Origin of the sequence: Thalassococcus arenae (assembly GCF_019104745.1) — a bacterium.
GTDB classification, from domain to species: Bacteria; Pseudomonadota; Alphaproteobacteria; order Rhodobacterales; family Rhodobacteraceae; genus Thalassococcus_B; species Thalassococcus_B arenae.
Map to the genome: position 1 here is coordinate 120,900 of NZ_JAHRWL010000002.1, position 15,369 is coordinate 136,268.

Here is a 15,369-nt window from a genome sequence, read left to right on the forward strand (position 1 = left end):
TGCGGACCGGTCATGGCGTGTCGCGCTCGCTGAGGCCTCGGTACAGCCGGCTGTCCTTGTATTGCGCGGCGGCGAAACGCGCCACGACGCCCAATGCCGCGGCCAGCGGAACCGCGACCAGCATCCCGACGAACCCGAACAGCGATCCGAAGACCGACAGGGCCAGCAGCAGCCAGACCGGATGCAATCCGACCGAGTTCCCCACCAGTTTGGGGGTCAGGATGTTGCCTTCGACGAATTGCCCGGACTGGAATATCGCCCAGACCACCACGATCCAGAGCCAGTCGCCCCAGAACTGGAACAAGGCCAGGCCGATGGCGAGCGCGCCGCCGACAATGGCGCCGACATAGGGGATGAAGGTCAGGATGCCCGCGATCACGCCGACCACCAGCCCGAATTGCAGCCCGATACCCCACAGCGCGAGAGCGTAATAAGTGCCCAGGATCAGGCAGACCGAACCCATGCCGCGGATGAACCCGCTCAGCACCGCATCGACCTCGCCCGCCAGGCGGCGAATGACGGGTGCGTGGTCGCGCGGCAGCATTTCGTCGATCTGCGCGACCGTCCGGTCCCAGTCGACCAGCAGGTAGACCGCGACGACGGGCACGATGACAAACAGCAAGACCACGTTCAGCAGGGACCCGACCGAGGAAAGCACGGTTTGCAGCAACTGGCCGCCACGTTCTCGGATCGTCTCGCCGATCGAGCCCAGCGATTGGCGGATGATGCTGTCCTCGACCATCAGCGACGGGAAACGTTCGGACAGGAACGCCTGCAGGTCGCGAAACAGTTGCGGCGCGAAATTCACCAGCTGGATCGATTGCTGGATCAGCAGCGGGATCACGGCCAGCGCCATGATCACGAACACGATGATGGTGACGACGGTAATCAGTCCGACAGACAGGCCCCGTGACAAGCCGCGCCGTTCAAGCCAGTCGGCAACGGGATCGAGGCAATAGGCGATCGCGCCGCCCAGAACGAATGGCAGCAGCACGTCGCCCAGGAACCACAGCACGACGGCAAACACCGCCGCTGCGAGCCCCCAGTATTTCAGCTGATCCTGTACGGGAAGCGCCATGCCTGCCTCGGATTATTGTCTCCCCAAGGCAACATCGCGCGAAGCGGCCCGGGTTTCAAGGGCACCCGGGCCGCAACGTGTCAAAGTCAGTGACAGGCCGGGCGCGTGCCGGGCAGCAGAACCTTGTCGATCACATGGATCACGCCGTTGTCGGCGATGATGTCGGCGACGACGACATTGGCGACCTCGCCCGTCCCGTCGGCGATCTGAACGCCGTTTCCGGCGGTGATGCACAGCCGTTCGGACGCGAGGACCGGCTTGAAGTAGTTGGACCCGGACGGGAAATCGCCCGCGGTCAGCTTGCGGTCGTCGACGTGGTAGAGCAGCACGTTGGTCAACTGGTCCTTGTTTTCCGGCTTCAGCAATGTGTCGACGGTGCCTTCGGGCAGGGCGGCAAAGGCGTCGTTCAGCGGGGCATAGACGGTGAACGGGCCGGGACCCTGCAGGGTTTCGACCAGACCGGCGGCGGTCACGGCGGCCACCAGGGTCGAAAAACGCTCATCGCCCGCGGCGATGTCGACGATGGTGTTGGCCTGCGCCGCGCCTGCGGCGGTCACGGCCAGCGCGGCGGCTGCAAGGGTTTTGCGGATGGTCATGGGTCGTCTCCCTGTGTTTTGGATACAAGGGATACGGCGGCCGGGCGCCCGTGGCTCAGCGGGATCACGCCGATGTCAGGCGTCGTGAACGTCGCTCAAGGGCGGCAGCGTGATGGTCGCGCGGAACGTGTCGCCGTCCGAGCGCCTGACCGACGCGCCGATCTGCTCGGCGAATTGCGTCACCAGCCGTTCGCCCAGCCCGGTCGAGGGGGTCGCCGGCTGGGTATGTCTCTGCGCGTTTTCGGCGGTGACCGTAAGCCCGTCGCGCGCGGTTCCGGCCAGGGTCAGGCGGATTGGGTGCGCGGCATCGGGACGGCCGTACTTGATGGCGTTGGTGAGCAGTTCATTGACCATCAGGCCCAGCGGCACGGCGCTGTTGCTGTCAAGCGTGACGCGGGTGTCCGGCAGCGTCAGAACCAGCGCCTGCTCGGGCAGTTCGGCGCTTTGACGGGTGGCACGCACCAGCCGTTCGAACAGCGCACCCAGGTCGGTGGTCGTCACGGTTTCGCCCACCTGCATGAGCCCGTGAACCTCGGCCACGGCCCGGATCCGCGATTCGACCGCGCGCAGGGCGGCGCTGGCCTTTTCCCCCAATGTACCGCCTTCGCGAATGAGCCGACCCGCCTCGATCCGCAGCATCGAAAGGGCGATCTGCAGGCTGTTGTTGATCCGGTGATTGGCCTCGTAGACAAGCGCCTCGCGCAGTTCGACCGCGCGGGCCAACCTGCGTCGGTTCTGCTCGATGTCGGTCAGGTCCACGAAGGTTCCGACCAGCTTGGGCCGACGGTCGATCGGGTCGGTGGCCATTTCGGCGCGGATGCGGATGAAACGTTCGGTGCCGTCGGGTTGTGGAACTCGGTAGTCGAACGAGGCGATTTCGCCCAGCGGCGCGGCGGTGATGCGGGCGACCTCGGCATAAACCGCCGGCAGGTCATCGGGGTGCACCCGCTCGAAGAACGGTCCGGCCTGGCTGCCGGCCTCGTCCGCGGCAAAGCCGAACATCGCATCGATGGACGGGTGCCGGTGGAACAGGTCCGTCGCCGGGTCGTAGGTGAAATAGGCGACCGAAGCGGTCGAGGTCGAGGTGCGGCGGTGCGAGGCGGCCAGCTTGGCGGTCAGCACCGCTTCGGTCACATCCTGTGCGGTCTGCAGGATCGCCTCCATCCGTCCGTCCAGGAAGATCGGCGCGAAATGCATCTGCCAGTGGTATTCCGAATAGGCGCCATCGTCGTCCGGCAGATCGAAACGGTAGGGGCCGATCTGTTCGGGCGCCCGGGTTTCGCGCATCCGGGCGACAGTGCTGCGGATGGCATCGACGGCGGCAGAGCCGTCGGCGTCGCCGCTGGGCGGGAAGGCTTCGAACATGCCCAGCCCGGTGACCGAGCGGCCCTCGGACATCGACATCCGTTCATGCGCGGAATTGCGCCAGAGCAGGGTCAGGTTTTCGTCCGGGCGAAACAGCAGCGCGGCAAAGGGCACGGCGGCAAGGCCGTGCGCCAACAAATCGGTGATATCCGCCGTGACCGGCGCCTGCGTGTCGCTGCCCAAAGCCTGTTCCTCTCCGATCCCAAGGATTGCGACGGTTCGCCCGCGGGCGGCCGGTATGACCTTATTGCCGCCGGGGCGGGCTTGAAAGCGTAAACGCATGTTGCGTGCGGCCGCAGTGCGGCGGCCCTTGCCAAGCCTCTGCGCATGGCCCAAAACGCGCATCAAACGCGAAAGAGGTTCCCATGCGCCTGTCCCGCTACTTCCTGCCCGTGCTCAAGGAAACGCCGTCGGAGGCGCAGATCGTCTCGCATCGCTACATGCTGCGGGCCGGCATGATCAAGCAGGCCAGCGCCGGGATCTATTCCTGGCTTCCGCTGGGCTACAAGGTGCTGCGCCGGATCGAGCAGATCGTGCACGAGGAACAGGTGCGGGCCGGCCATATCCCGATGCTGATGCCGACGCTGCAATCGGCCGATCTGTGGCGCGAAAGCGGCCGTTACGACGACTATGGCCAGGAAATGCTGCGCATCACCGACCGGCATGGGCGCGACATGCTGTATGGCCCCACGAACGAGGAACTGATCACCGACATCTTTCGCAGCCACGTGTCATCCTACCGCGACCTGCCGCTGACGCTGTACCATATCCAGTGGAAATTCCGCGACGAGATCCGCCCGCGCTTCGGCGTGATGCGGGGCCGCGAATTCCTGATGAAGGACGGCTACAATTTCGACCTCACCAAGGAAGACGCGCTGCACGCCTATAACCGCCACCTTGTCAGCTATCTGCGCACCTATGAACGCATGGGGCTGCAGGCGATCCCGATGCGCGCCGATGGCGGGCCGATTGGCGGCGACTATACCCACGAATTCCTGGTGCTGGCGGAAACGGGCGAGAGCGAGGTGTTCTACGACAGCGCGATCACGGATCTGAAGTTCGGCGACCGCACCATCGACTACGACAGCCATGCCGAATGCCAGGCGGTGCTGGAGGAATTCACCAGCCGCTACGCCCGCACCGATGAAACCCACGACGAGGCCTTGTTCAACCAGATCCCCGAACCGCGCCGCCGCAGCGCGCGGGGCATCGAGGTCGGGCAGATCTTCTATTTCGGCACCAAGTATTCCGACGCGATGGGCGCGGTGGTGGTCAACGAGGCCGGCGAACGGGTGCCGGTGCACATGGGGTCGCACGGTATCGGCGTCAGCCGCCTGCTGGGCGCGATCATCGAAGCCAGCCACGACGACAAGGGCATCATCTGGCCCGAAGGCGTGACGCCGTTCCATTGCGGGATCGTCAATCTCAAGCAGGGTGACGCCGAGGCCGATGCCGCCTGTGACGCGCTGTATGCCGCGCTTACCGCGCTCGGGCTCGAACCGCTATACGACGACACCACCGAACGCGCCGGCGCCAAGTTCGCCACGATGGACCTGATCGGGCTGCCCTGGCGGATCACCGTCGGTCCCCGCGGGCTCAAGAACGGCGTTGTCGAGCTGACCTCGCGCCGGACCGGCGTCAGCGAGGAATTGCCGCCCGAGCAAGCAGTGGCCCGGCTGGCGCAGATCTACGGGTTGGCGCGGGCCTGACAGGGGCGCGCTTTTGCGCTAGACTTGCGTCCGAACGGCCCGCAAGCGGCCGGAGAGGAGAGCAGAGATGATCCTGCGCGCGCTGGCCCTGGCCGGTGGGCTTGCCGGTGCGGCGGGCCTGTCGCAATTCCCCGAGTTTTCGCAACAATACATGCAACGCCTTGGCGGCGCCGTCGACGAACTTGGACGGGCCGTGGCGCGCTTCGACGCCGACGCCGCCAGCGTCGGACTGGACCGCATGGCGGCGCTCGATGCGCTGGCCGAAGGCGGCGCGATGGGGGCGGCGCGGGCAAGAACGATGCAAGAGACCATCGACCGGCACGCGCGCCTGCAGGACGATCTGACCGCGTTGCAAGGGGCAGGACCCTTCATGCGCGCGCGCCTGGCCGGGCATCTAGGCGATCGCGAGATCGCGGCGAGGGCGATGGCCGCCTTCGAACCTGCCATTCCCGCGACGTTTGAAGGCGCGGTCTTTGCCGGTACGGGGTTTCTGGGTGGCTGGGCCGCGGTCGCGGCGCTGCTTGGCCTGGCACGCGGGCTGTTCCGGCGCCGCCGAACCGTCTTGCCTAGCCCGATGTGAAGTTCAGCGGCAAGCTGAACGTGTAGCTCGAATTCGTGAGCGTTTTCGGCGCCACCGGCAGACGGGCGCGTCTGGCGGCCTTGACCGCGGCGTTGTCGATGGCGCGATTGCCCGACGACCGGGCCACCGTCAGCCCGCTCAGCTTGCCTGACCGCGTCACCGTCAACTGCAACGTGACCCGGCCCCGGACACCGCCCGAAGGCGCCCGCACCGCGCGGTTGACCGCGGCTTGGATCTGAGCGCCCCAAGCGGCCTGGGCCTTGCGCAGCGTCCCCGCGTCAGCGCCCTTGGGTGCCGGATCGCGGACGGCGCGTTCGGTCGATTGGCCGGTGCGGCCGGACCCTGCGGCTGTCTTCCTGGGTTCCGCGCGACTGGCCCGAGGCGCCGCCGCGGGTGCGTCTGCCTGTGCCAGCGCAGCCGGGCGCGCCTCGGGTTTCGGCGACGCGGTGGGCGCCCGCGGGCTGGACGGCGGTTCCGGCGCGACAAAGGGCGCGGCGCCCTGGGCCGTCTCGGGCGACGGCAGAACGGCGGGCTTGCGCGCAGGGGCACCCGTACCGGACAGCGGCGTTTCGGGCAGCGGAAGCGCAGTTGCCGGCTCCGGCTGGATCGGGGCCTGCGGCGCGTCGGTCGTCAGCGACCGTGGCGCCGGTGCCATCAGCTCGCGCGGGGCGCTGTCCCTCGCGGGCGCGACCCGAGGCGCGGCCGGAACGGCCCGGTGCAGGGCGGTGGCGACCGGCGGTGCCAGCGGCGTGGGCGCCCGATCGGCAGCGGGGGCCACGAAAGGAACCGTCACCTGCGACACCTCGGGCGGCGCAGTCCACTGCGCCACCAGCGCGGCCAGGGTCTCGGTCGCCGGCGCCAGCGTCACGCTTTCCCGTCCTCCCGCGCCCTGCGCTGCACCTCCGACGCTGACCGGCGCGAGGGTCAGCGCTGCCAGGTGCACAGCTCCGGCCAGGGTCAGAAACACCGTGCCTTCGAAAACCCGGATCATGGCGCGCCCCCGGTCGTCAGCGTGATGCCAGTCGCCCCCGCGCGGCCAAGCTCGGCCAGGATGCGGGCCAGATCGACGGCGGGCAACCGGGCGTCGGCGTGCAGGATCACGTCGCCCTTCGCCGCTGCGGCCGCGACTGCCGCGGCGCCGTTGACCGCGCCGAATGCCAGCGCGCCGTCGCCCGAGACGTAAAGCGGCTGGGCCGCATTCTCGCCCGGATCGGCGGCGGCCCGCGGCAGGGTGACGTCAAAGGGTGCTTGCGGCGCAATGCGTGCCGTCATCAGGAAAAAGATCAACAGGAGAAAGACGATGTTGATCATCGGCACGACCGGTTCGGCACCGCGCCTGGGCGCCCGCGGGAGGGAATGGCGTGCCCGGACCATGCGTTACTCCACCACCGCCAGCGCCGTCAGCCCGGCAGCCCGCAGCGCGGCAATGACCTGCGCCAGCCGTTCGACGTCGGTGCCCGGGGTCGGGCGCAGCACGACCGTGTCGGCGGGATCGTCCATCAGCTGCGCCAGGGCGGCGGGCAGGTCGTCGACCGCGATCCCGTTCAGCAGCAGCGCATCCGGTGCCACGGTCACCAGCCTCGGCGGGCCGGAATAGCCGCTCGCGGCGCTGCTCAGCGGCAGGGGCAGCGCCTGGGTCGGGCCAAAGCGGGCGGCCAGCATGAAGAAGATCAGCAGCAGGAACACGACGTCGATCATCGGCGTCAGGCTGGGACGTCTGCGGGCGGTTCTGATCGGCAAATCCAGCATCAGCGGCCCCCGTGTCCGGCGAAGATGCGTGTGGCGATATCCTCGAAATCCAGCGCCAGCCCGTCGGTGATGCTGTCGAACCACGACAGGGCCGCCGCGGCCGGGATCGCGACCGCCATGCCCGCCGCGGTGGTCAGCAGCGCCTGCCAGATACCGCCGGCCAAGGCCGCCGGATCGGCGCTGCCGCCGCTGGTTTCCAGCGTCTGGAAGGCGGCGATCATGCCGATCACCGTGCCCAGAAGGCCCAGCAGCGGCGCCACGGTCACGATCAGGTCGAGCGCCCGCAGACCGGCCCGCGCCTCGGCCAGCGCGCCCCGGGCGATGCGGGCGGTTTCCTCGCGCGCGGTGTCGGCATCGTGACGATCAAGCGCGGTCATGGCGCTGCGTACCACCCGCGCCCGCAATCCGCCGCGCCCCGCCAGCAGCGCCTGCGCCGCCTGCGCTTCGCCGCGCTGCCAATGCACGATCGCCGCCTCGGCGCGGTCGCGGCGCCAGGCGCCGATCACCGACAGCCGCCAGGTCTTCCACAGGATCAGCGCCAGTGTCAGGACCGACAGCGCGGCGATGGCCCACAGGATCGGGCCGCCGCGGTTCAGGGTCTCGGCGATGGGGCTCAGCATGGCGCCTCCGCATGTCTCAGCACCGCCGCCCGCAACGCGTCCAGCCCGGGGCCAAGCGCGGCCGGGCCGGGTTGCAGGATCAGCGGTGACTTGATTTCGTATACCGCACCGGCGCGCACGGCGGGAACATCCTGCCAGCCCGGGCGGGCGATGATCCGCTCCGGACGGACCTTCTTGCCGCACCACGACGCCACGATGATTTCCGGCGCGGCGGCGATCACGGCGGCGGGGTCGGTGATGCGGTCGCGCGCGCCCTGGTGGTGGCGCAGATGGGCAAAGCAATCGGTGCCGCCGGCGATGTCGATCAGCTCGGACACCCAGCCGATGCCGGTGATGATCGGGTCGTCCCATTCCTCGAAATAGACACGCGGTCGTCGGGCGGGCGGGTTGGCACGCAGCGCGGCGATGCGGGTCTCGTATCCACGCGCCAGCGCCTCGGCCCGGCCCGTGCAATCGCAAAGCCGCCCCAATGTCCGGATCATCGACAGGATTCCTGCCACGTCGCGCTGGTTGAAGGCGTGCACGGCGATCCCGGCGCGGATCAGGTCGGCGGCGATGTCGGCCTGCAAGTCGGAAAAGGTCAGCACCAGGTCGGGCTGCAAGGCCACGATGCCGGGAATGTCGGCGCTGGTAAAGGCACCGACGCGCGGCTTTTCGCGGCGCACCTGCGGCGGTCGCACGGCATAGCCGGTCACGCCGACGATCCGGTCCTGCTGGCCCAGAAGATACAGCACCTCGACCGTTTCCTCGGTCAGGCAGACGATGCGGGCGGGCACGGTCATGACAGCACATCCAGCGGCTGAAAGACCGGGCCATCCGGGCTGTCGATCATCCGGGCACGCAGATGAAAGACCTGCGCCAGCCGGTCCTCGGTCAGCACCTGAGAAGGTGGCCCGTCGGCGACGATGCGGCCGGCGCCCAACAGCACAAGCCGGGTGCAATAGCGCGCCGCCAGCCCCAGATCGTGCAGTGACACCAGGATGCCGTGGCCCTGCCGGGCAAGCGCGGCGAACAGCTTGAGCGTGGCGATCTGCGCCGCCGGATCGAGCCCCGCCGTGGGCTCGTCGGCGATCAGCAGCGGTGTGTCCTGTGCCAGCGCGCGGGCGATCAGGGCACGGGCCTGTTCCCCCCCGGACAAGGCGGTGGCCTTGCGGGTCGCGAATGCGGTCAATCCCATCTGGTCCAGGGCGCGCATCACGGCGGCGCGGTCTTCCGGCGTTTCGCGGCGGCCATGTGGCAGGCGGCCCAGCCGGACCAGCGTTTCGACCGTGACCGGCCAGGCGATCTCGCGCGCCTGTGGCAACCAGGCGGCGGAGCGGGCCCGGTCGCGGGCGGGCAGCGCGGCCAGCGATGACGCGCCTTCATGCGGCAACAGGCCCAATGCGCCGCGCATCAGGCTGGTCTTGCCGGCGCCGTTCGGCCCGATCAGGCCCACCAGCTCGCCCGCGGCGATGTCCAGCGACACGCCGTCGACCACCGGGCAGGGGCCGCGGCGCACGGTCAGGGATCGCAGCGACAGCAGGGTCATCCCAGCTCCCTCCGCGTGCGGTAGATCAGGTGCAGGAACAGCGGCGCGCCGACGATGGCCATGACCACCCCCAGCTTGAGGTCGCGATCGGGAAGGATCAGCCGCACGGCAAGATCCGCCGCCAGAACCATCGCCGCGCCGCCAAGCGCCGAAGCCCAGAGCAGCCGCGACGGTTGCGCACCGGTCAGCGGGCGCAGCAGGTGCGGCACGACCAGGCCGACAAAGCCCACCGCGCCGGTCACCGCGGTGGCGGCACCGACCGCGGCGGCAACGCCCCCCAGCAATTGCAGGCGCAGCAGCGGCAGGCGGACGCCTAACGCTTCGGCCGCGTCCTCGCCCAGCGTCAGCGCGTCCAGGCCGCGGCCCAAAGTCAGCAGAGCCAGCGCGCCCGCCACGATCACCGGCGCGGCCAAGGTGACATGCGCCATCGATCGATCCGCGACCGAACCCATCATCCAAAAAACGATTTCCGCGGCGGCATAGGGATTGGGCGACAGGTTCAGCGCCAGCGACGTCAGCGCGCCCGCCAGGGCAGAAATCGCGATCCCCGCCAGGATCAGCGTCAGTGATCCGCCACGCGGCCCGGCGAGCCACAGGATCAGCGCGACGGCTACAGCGGCGGCGGCCAGCGCGGCCAGCGGCAGTGCCAGGGCAAAGGCCGCGGCAAAGCCGGTCTGCAACGACACGACCGCACCGAACGCGGCGGCGCCCGACACCCCGATCAGCCCCGGTTCGGCCAGCGGATTGCGCAGATAGCCCTGCATCGCCGCGCCGGACAGGCCAAGCGCCGCGCCCACCAGCGCCGCCAAAAGCGCGCGGGGCAGCCGGATGTCCTGCATCACCATCTGGTACAGCGGCTCGCCGCTGCCGGTCAGCGCTGCGATGGCCGCAGGCAGCGGGATCGCCGCATAGCCCACGAACAGCGCCGCGACGAACAGCGCCGTCGTCAGTGCACCCAGCGAAACCGCCAGAACCACAGGCCTCATCGCCCCCGCTCCCAGTCGCGGCGCAGGGCGACCATCTCGGCCACCGCGTCCAGCAGGGCGGGCGTCTCGCAGACCCAGGCCGCGCCGTTCTCGATCCGCCGCAATGCGCCAGTGGCCCGCAACGCGGGGTGTTGCAGCGCCTCGGTGGCGCGGGCATGGCCGTTATAGGGTTGGCCGACCAGGATCAGGTCGGGATCGTCGAGGATCAGTTCCTCCATCGCCAACCGCCCGCCATAGGGCAGGCCGCGCGCTTCGGCGATGTTGTCGATCCCGGCTGCGGCCAGGATGTCGCCTGCCAGTGTCTGCCGTCCCGCGGTGCCGTTCAGTGGAAAGTACAGCGCGGCGCGGGGACGGGGCCCGGTTTTGTCCGCCAGGGCGGCAAGACGGGCGTCGAAATCGGCGACGATGCGGGCCGCCTGCGCCTCGCGGCCCAGAAGGGCGCCCATGCGCAACAGCGCCGCGCGGGCCTCGTCCAGGGAATTGGCCGGGGCGAATTCCACGACCGGGATGCCCAACCGTTCCAGCATCTCGACCGTGGCGCGGGTGGTCCAGGTGCCGGCCAGCACAAGGTCGGGCCGCATCAGCACCACCGCTTCGGCCGATGCGTTATGGGACGGAACGCCGGCCGCGGCCTCGGTCATGGCGGACGATCGCGGATCGTGCGCCAGTTCCGTCACCCCCACGACCTGTCCCGGCGCCCCCAGCAGCAGCGCCATCTGGTCGGTGCAGAGGTTGAGCGAGACGACCCGGGCCGGCGCCTCGGCAATCGCCGCCGCGCCGGCCAGGACCAGCGCCGCGGCCAGGGTTATGATCTCAGAACGTCGCACGGATGCCGAAATAGGCCGCGCGGTCCGAGGTCTGGTAGCCGGGGATGACCTCGTATTGCTCGTCGAACAGGTTCTCGACCCGCAAATAGGCCGTCGTGCCGTTGTTGAACGTGTAGTCGGCCTGCGCGTTCACGACCGTATGGTCCTTAACGTCCTGCGGCGTGAAACCGGTGGCGCCGAAGGTCGGTGCGAAATCGGCGCGGCGCTGGACATTGGCCGAAAGGCTCAGGGCGTCGGTCAGCCGGGCGTTGATGCCCAGGTCCAGCGCGTAGCGCGGCACGCGCTGCAGCGGATCGCCGTCGGCATCGCGCGCATCGGTGAAGGTGAAGGCGCCGAAGACGCTGATCCGGTCGGTCGCGACCCACTCGCCCTCGATCTCGACGCCCTTCGACACCGAGGTGCCTTCGACCTGGTTGTAGGCAGTGGTGTAACCGATCAGGTCGTCGACTTCCGTGTAGAACAAGGTCGCCGACACGTATGAGCCGTTGCCATAGGTCTTTTCGATCCCGATATCGGCGCTGCGGCTGGTTTCCGGGTCGAGATCGGGGTTGGCGCCGAAGGGCCCGAACAATTCGTTCAGCGACGGCGCGCGGAACCCGTTGGCCAGGCTCGCGCGCAGCGTCAGGTCGGATTGCATCCGGTAGCTCAGCGCCGCGCGACCGCTGGTGAAACCGCCGAATTCCGAGTGGTCGTCATGGCGCAGCGACAGCGCGAGGTCCAGATCGGGCGTCGCCCGGTACTGGATTTCCGCAAAGACGCCGCGCGTGACGGTTTCGTCCTCGGTAAAGCTTTGGGCGGTCTCGCGGGTCCAGTCGGCACCATAGGACACCTGCAGGCTTTCGCTTGCCGTCCAGGTGCCGACATAGCCAAACTTGTCGCGCTCACCCTCGAAGAGATCGAAGAAGGCCAGCGGAAACTCCCGCTTGGAGCGAAACCGCGACACGTCCAGCCGGTGCCGCACCGCGCCGGTCTCGGCGTCCAGATAGGCGCGCAGACCGGTCAGTTTCGCGGTTCCGGTGTTGTTGGCCGGATCGTAATCGAAATCGGAATTGAACGAGAAACCGGTCAGGCCGACCCGGATGTTTTCGGTCACGTCGTAATAGGTGTCAAAGCTCACCTGAGTTCCGGCGAAGGAATCGTCGTCCGATCCGTCGCTGAAGGCGCTGAAGCCGTCCGTTGTCGCGCGCGAGGCGCTGATCGCGAAACCGGCGCGTTCGCCGGCGATGCCGTAGTTCAAGGTGGCGCGGCGCGTGCCGTAGGACCCGACCTCGAGTTCGAGCAGCCCGGCGCGTTCGCCGGCCTCGGGTGCCTGCGCCGCCGTAAGACCGATAACGCCGGCCACCGCCTCGGATCCGTAAAGCGCCGATTGCGTTCCCTTCACCACCTCGGCGCGGGTGATCCCGGTGCCCAGGATGTTGCTCCAGTTGAAGCTGTTCTGCGTTCCCGACGGGTCAGAAATGTCGATGCCGTTCAGCAGCACGGGAACGTAAACCTCGCTCAGCCCGCGAAGCCGGATATTGGTCGGGCTACCGTAGCTCAGACCGCCCGCGCCGCCGGAATTGGTGAAGGTGACGCCGGCGCGGCGCGAAAGGCTTTCGGACACCGATTGGGTGGCGTCGCGCGCCAGGTCGCCCGACGTCACGATGGCCACGTTGGCGCCGGTGTTTTTCAGCGGCGTTTCGTTGAGGTTTCCGAAGACGGTGATTTCTTCCAGCTGGATGATTTCCTCGGCCGCGATGCCCTGCGCGGATACGGGCAGGGAGGTCAGTGCCAGCACCGAAGCGGTGCTCAGAAAACGGGTCATGGGCGATCCTTTCCAGATCGTTGGCGCCTTGCGGCACAAAGGTGTGGTGTTCATGGAAAGGCGCTTGGCCCTCCGCGAACGGTGATGGTGTCACCAAGGCGGAGAACCGCTCCCACTGGCGCACCCCGCGCCGGGGAAAGGTGAGCTCTTCGGCAGGTCTCCTGACTTGCGGGTCGTCGCGGTGCCGGGCCTTCCCGAGGCCGTACCTGGCCCCAGTGGCATATGCCGACGTCGCTCGCCGCTTACAGTTGCGGGGGCAGCCACGGATTTTCACCGCGTTCCCTATTATCCGGGAGGCAAGGCCCGGACCGAAGCTGGGTCAAGCGGTAGCGAAAGGGTGTTTGGCGCGCAAGGCTACATTGCGACGCATGGATCGTATCGGGCGACAGGTGCGTTGTGGGAAAGCATGGGACACGGCGCCAGGCCGGCGCAACCAGACGAATCGAACCGGTTGATTCCGCCGTCCACGCGCTGATTACTGGGGTGTTTCGCCGGCGCTTTCGCCAAAAATGAACGCAGAGCCCGGTCCGGTGAAAGTTTTTTGGGAATTTATGGGAGGAAAGTTTCAAGCGAAATGAAACACCACATTTAGATGTGTTTCAAATTTTCGACACCAATTGTGGGGAAATCTTAACCCAATCCCACGCCAGATGTTGTTTTGAACACCTGTGTAGAACCATATTCAGTGCCTGTTTCCCGCAAAAAACTATTGATCCCCATGAATTCCCATGTCATCCATGTTCACACGATGCAGGCGGGACGGAGCAACGATCTCCACTCACTCCCGAACCAAAAACAAAAAACAGGTTTCATACAGGCACCCGCCTTCATCGTGACAGTGAGATCCGGCGCGCGAGCGAGCAGACATCCCCCCAGGTGGCGCGCGCAGTCGGACAGGCCCGCAACGCGGGTGAAGGCGGCGGGTTGATCAGTGGCAGCAGATCAACCCGCCGTATTTCGTTTTCGGGGGCAGGAAAGGGCCGGTCAGGACAGTGGGCCGCAGACTGAGGTTCAGGGGCGAGAGCCGCAACAAGGTGGATGGCAAGGGTCGGGTATCGATCCCGGCCTCGTTCCGCCGTGTGCTCGAAGCCGGCGACCCGGACTGGACCGAAGGCCTGAACCCCAACCTGGTCATCGTTTACGGCGATCACCGCCGCAAATACCTGGAATGTTATACCATACATGAGATGGAAGCGGTCGAGGACCGCATCAGCCAGCTGCCGCGCGGTTCGCAGCGCCGCCGATTGCTTGAACGGTTGTTCTCGACCCAATCGGTGACGACCAGCGTGGATGAGACCGGCCGCATCGTGCTGCCGGCCAAGCTGCGCGACAAGATAGGCATCACGACCGAAGCCTATTTCGCCTCGAACGTCGATACCTTCCAGATCTGGAGCCCCGAGGTCTACGAGGCCGAGGAACTCGCGCAGACCGAGGATTACCTCGACGAAATGCCCGAGGACTTCGATCCGCTGCAATTGCTGGACGAGGATGCGCCGGACACCGGCGCAGAGACCTGACATGGCCGCAGCGGAGCAACGCGCCGGCTCTGCCCCTCATATCCCGGTTCTGCTAGGGCCGCTTCTGACGGCCGTGGCGCCGGTCGCCGGCACGTGGATCGACGGCACACTGGGGGCGGGGGGATACACGCGCGGTCTTCTGGACGCGGGCGCGGACCACGTCATCGGCATCGACCGCGATCCGCTGGCCCATGACATGGCGCTGGACTGGATCGCGCCCTATGCCGGCCGGATCACCCTGATCGAAGGCAACTTCGCCGAAATGGACCGGGTTGCCGATACCGTGGATGGCGTCGTGCTGGACCTCGGCGTGTCGTCGATGCAGCTCGATCTGCCCGAGCGCGGCTTTTCCTTTCTGCGCGAAGGGCCGCTGGACATGCGGATGGGGCAGGCCGGGCCGTCGGCGGCGGATCTTGTCAACACGCTGGGCCAGGCGGCCCTGGCCGATCTTCTGTATCTCTACGGCGAAGAGCGCCAAAGCCGCCGCATCGCCAAGGCCATCGTCGCCGCGCGTGGTGTGGCGCCGATCGAGACAACCGCACAACTGTCTGAAATCGTGGAAAAATGCCTGCCTCGCGCCAAGCCGGGCCAGGCCCATCCGGCGACCCGCAGCTTTCAGGCGCTGCGGATCGCGGTCAACGACGAATACGGGGCGCTCTGGCAGGGGTTGCTGGCGGCCGAACGGGTGCTCAGGCCCGGCGGCTGGCTGGCGGTCGTGACCTTCCACTCGATCGAGGACCGGATGGTCAAGCGCTTCCTTCAGGCGCACGGACTGCGCAAGACCCATGTCAACCGCTATGCCGAGGCCCGGGAAACCGCCCCCGATGCCGCTTTCGAGATAATCACCCGCAAGGCGGTGACCGCCGATCCCGCGGAACTGGCGGCCAATCCCCGCGCGCGCTCGGCCAAGCTGCGCGTTGCGCGCCGCACCACCGCGCCGGCCTCGGATATCGAGGCCGGCGCGCTCGACATGCCGGACTGGTCCGGCCAACAAGCCCGAAAGGACTGAG

At 67.7% G+C, this 15,369-nt stretch carries 16 protein-coding genes and 1 riboswitch; of the genes, 4 read left to right on the top strand and 12 right to left on the bottom strand.

Annotation, left to right across the window (positions count from 1 at the left end):
* Positions 1–10 precede the first annotated feature (10 nt).
* From KUH32_RS11970 to KUH32_RS11980, 3 genes are all read right to left on the bottom strand, one after another.
* Positions 11–1,078, bottom strand: a complete 1,068-nt coding sequence (locus KUH32_RS11970; protein WP_217778678.1) for an AI-2E family transporter — start codon at positions 1,076–1,078, stop codon at positions 11–13.
* Positions 1,079–1,164: 86 nt separating this feature from the next.
* Entirely contained in the window at positions 1,165–1,674 is a 510-nt protein-coding gene (locus tag KUH32_RS11975) for a fasciclin domain-containing protein (protein WP_217778680.1), read from the bottom strand.
* Between the two features lie 75 nt (positions 1,675–1,749).
* A complete protein-coding gene (locus tag KUH32_RS11980; protein WP_217778681.1) occupies positions 1,750–3,222 on the bottom strand; it encodes a sensor histidine kinase in 1,473 nt (490 codons plus the stop codon).
* Positions 3,223–3,404: 182 nt separating this feature from the next.
* On the opposite strand from KUH32_RS11980, the gene proS reads away from it, so the two are divergent.
* Positions 3,405–4,748 (top strand): proline--tRNA ligase, encoded by a 1,344-nt coding sequence (gene proS / locus KUH32_RS11985; RefSeq protein WP_217778683.1) that lies wholly within the window; start codon positions 3,405–3,407, stop codon positions 4,746–4,748.
* A gap of 67 nt (positions 4,749–4,815) precedes the next feature.
* A complete protein-coding gene (locus KUH32_RS11990; RefSeq protein WP_217778685.1) occupies positions 4,816–5,328 on the top strand; it encodes a DUF2937 family protein in 513 nt (170 codons plus the stop codon).
* On the opposite strand, the gene KUH32_RS11995 is transcribed toward KUH32_RS11990, so the two are convergent.
* Genes KUH32_RS11995 through KUH32_RS12035 form a run of 9 tightly spaced genes read right to left on the bottom strand, consistent with a single transcriptional unit; the run spans position 5,315 to position 12,842 of the window.
* Positions 5,315–6,319, bottom strand: coding sequence for a TonB family protein (locus tag KUH32_RS11995; protein ID WP_217778687.1), 1,005 nt, complete (start codon positions 6,317–6,319; stop codon positions 5,315–5,317). The two genes, KUH32_RS11990 and KUH32_RS11995, sit on opposite strands and share 14 nt — an antisense overlap.
* The gene (locus tag KUH32_RS12000; protein ID WP_217778688.1) at positions 6,316–6,702 is read right to left on the bottom strand and encodes an ExbD/TolR family protein; all 387 of its coding nucleotides are present in this window, start codon (positions 6,700–6,702) and stop codon (positions 6,316–6,318) included. Before KUH32_RS12000 ends, KUH32_RS11995 begins: the two co-directional genes overlap by 4 nt.
* 3 nt (positions 6,703–6,705) lie before the next feature.
* Positions 6,706–7,077, bottom strand: a complete 372-nt coding sequence (locus tag KUH32_RS12005; RefSeq protein WP_217778690.1) for an ExbD/TolR family protein — start codon at positions 7,075–7,077, stop codon at positions 6,706–6,708.
* Positions 7,077–7,697: a MotA/TolQ/ExbB proton channel family protein gene (locus KUH32_RS12010; RefSeq protein WP_217778692.1), complete on the bottom strand. Its 621-nt coding sequence runs from the start codon at positions 7,695–7,697 to the stop codon at positions 7,077–7,079. The genes KUH32_RS12005 and KUH32_RS12010 overlap by 1 nt, the downstream gene beginning before the upstream one ends.
* Positions 7,691–8,479 (bottom strand): cobalamin-binding protein, encoded by a 789-nt coding sequence (locus KUH32_RS12015; RefSeq protein WP_217778694.1) that lies wholly within the window; start codon positions 8,477–8,479, stop codon positions 7,691–7,693. Before KUH32_RS12015 ends, KUH32_RS12010 begins: the two co-directional genes overlap by 7 nt.
* A complete protein-coding gene (locus KUH32_RS12020; protein ID WP_217778695.1) occupies positions 8,476–9,225 on the bottom strand; it encodes an ABC transporter ATP-binding protein in 750 nt (249 codons plus the stop codon). Before KUH32_RS12020 ends, KUH32_RS12015 begins: the two co-directional genes overlap by 4 nt.
* Complete coding sequence (locus KUH32_RS12025; RefSeq protein WP_217778697.1) at positions 9,222–10,211, bottom strand: FecCD family ABC transporter permease; 990 nt, start codon at positions 10,209–10,211, stop codon at positions 9,222–9,224. Before KUH32_RS12025 ends, KUH32_RS12020 begins: the two co-directional genes overlap by 4 nt.
* A complete protein-coding gene (locus KUH32_RS12030; protein WP_348541115.1) occupies positions 10,208–11,038 on the bottom strand; it encodes an ABC transporter substrate-binding protein in 831 nt (276 codons plus the stop codon). Before KUH32_RS12030 ends, KUH32_RS12025 begins: the two co-directional genes overlap by 4 nt.
* Positions 11,025–12,842, bottom strand: a complete 1,818-nt coding sequence (locus tag KUH32_RS12035; protein WP_217778699.1) for a TonB-dependent receptor plug domain-containing protein — start codon at positions 12,840–12,842, stop codon at positions 11,025–11,027. Before KUH32_RS12035 ends, KUH32_RS12030 begins: the two co-directional genes overlap by 14 nt.
* A gap of 134 nt (positions 12,843–12,976) precedes the next feature.
* A riboswitch (cobalamin riboswitch) is annotated at positions 12,977–13,170 on the bottom strand.
* A gap of 664 nt (positions 13,171–13,834) precedes the next feature.
* Here KUH32_RS12035 and mraZ point away from each other — a divergent pair.
* Together mraZ and rsmH are read left to right on the top strand one after the other, a co-directional pair.
* Entirely contained in the window at positions 13,835–14,359 is a 525-nt protein-coding gene (mraZ, locus tag KUH32_RS12040; RefSeq protein WP_217778702.1) for a division/cell wall cluster transcriptional repressor MraZ, read from the top strand.
* Between the two features lies 1 nt (position 14,360).
* Positions 14,361–15,368 carry a 16S rRNA (cytosine(1402)-N(4))-methyltransferase RsmH gene (gene rsmH / locus KUH32_RS12045; protein ID WP_217778704.1) on the top strand — a complete coding sequence of 336 codons (1,008 nt, stop codon included), beginning with the start codon at positions 14,361–14,363 and terminating at the stop codon, positions 15,366–15,368.
* Position 15,369 lies beyond the last annotated feature (1 nt).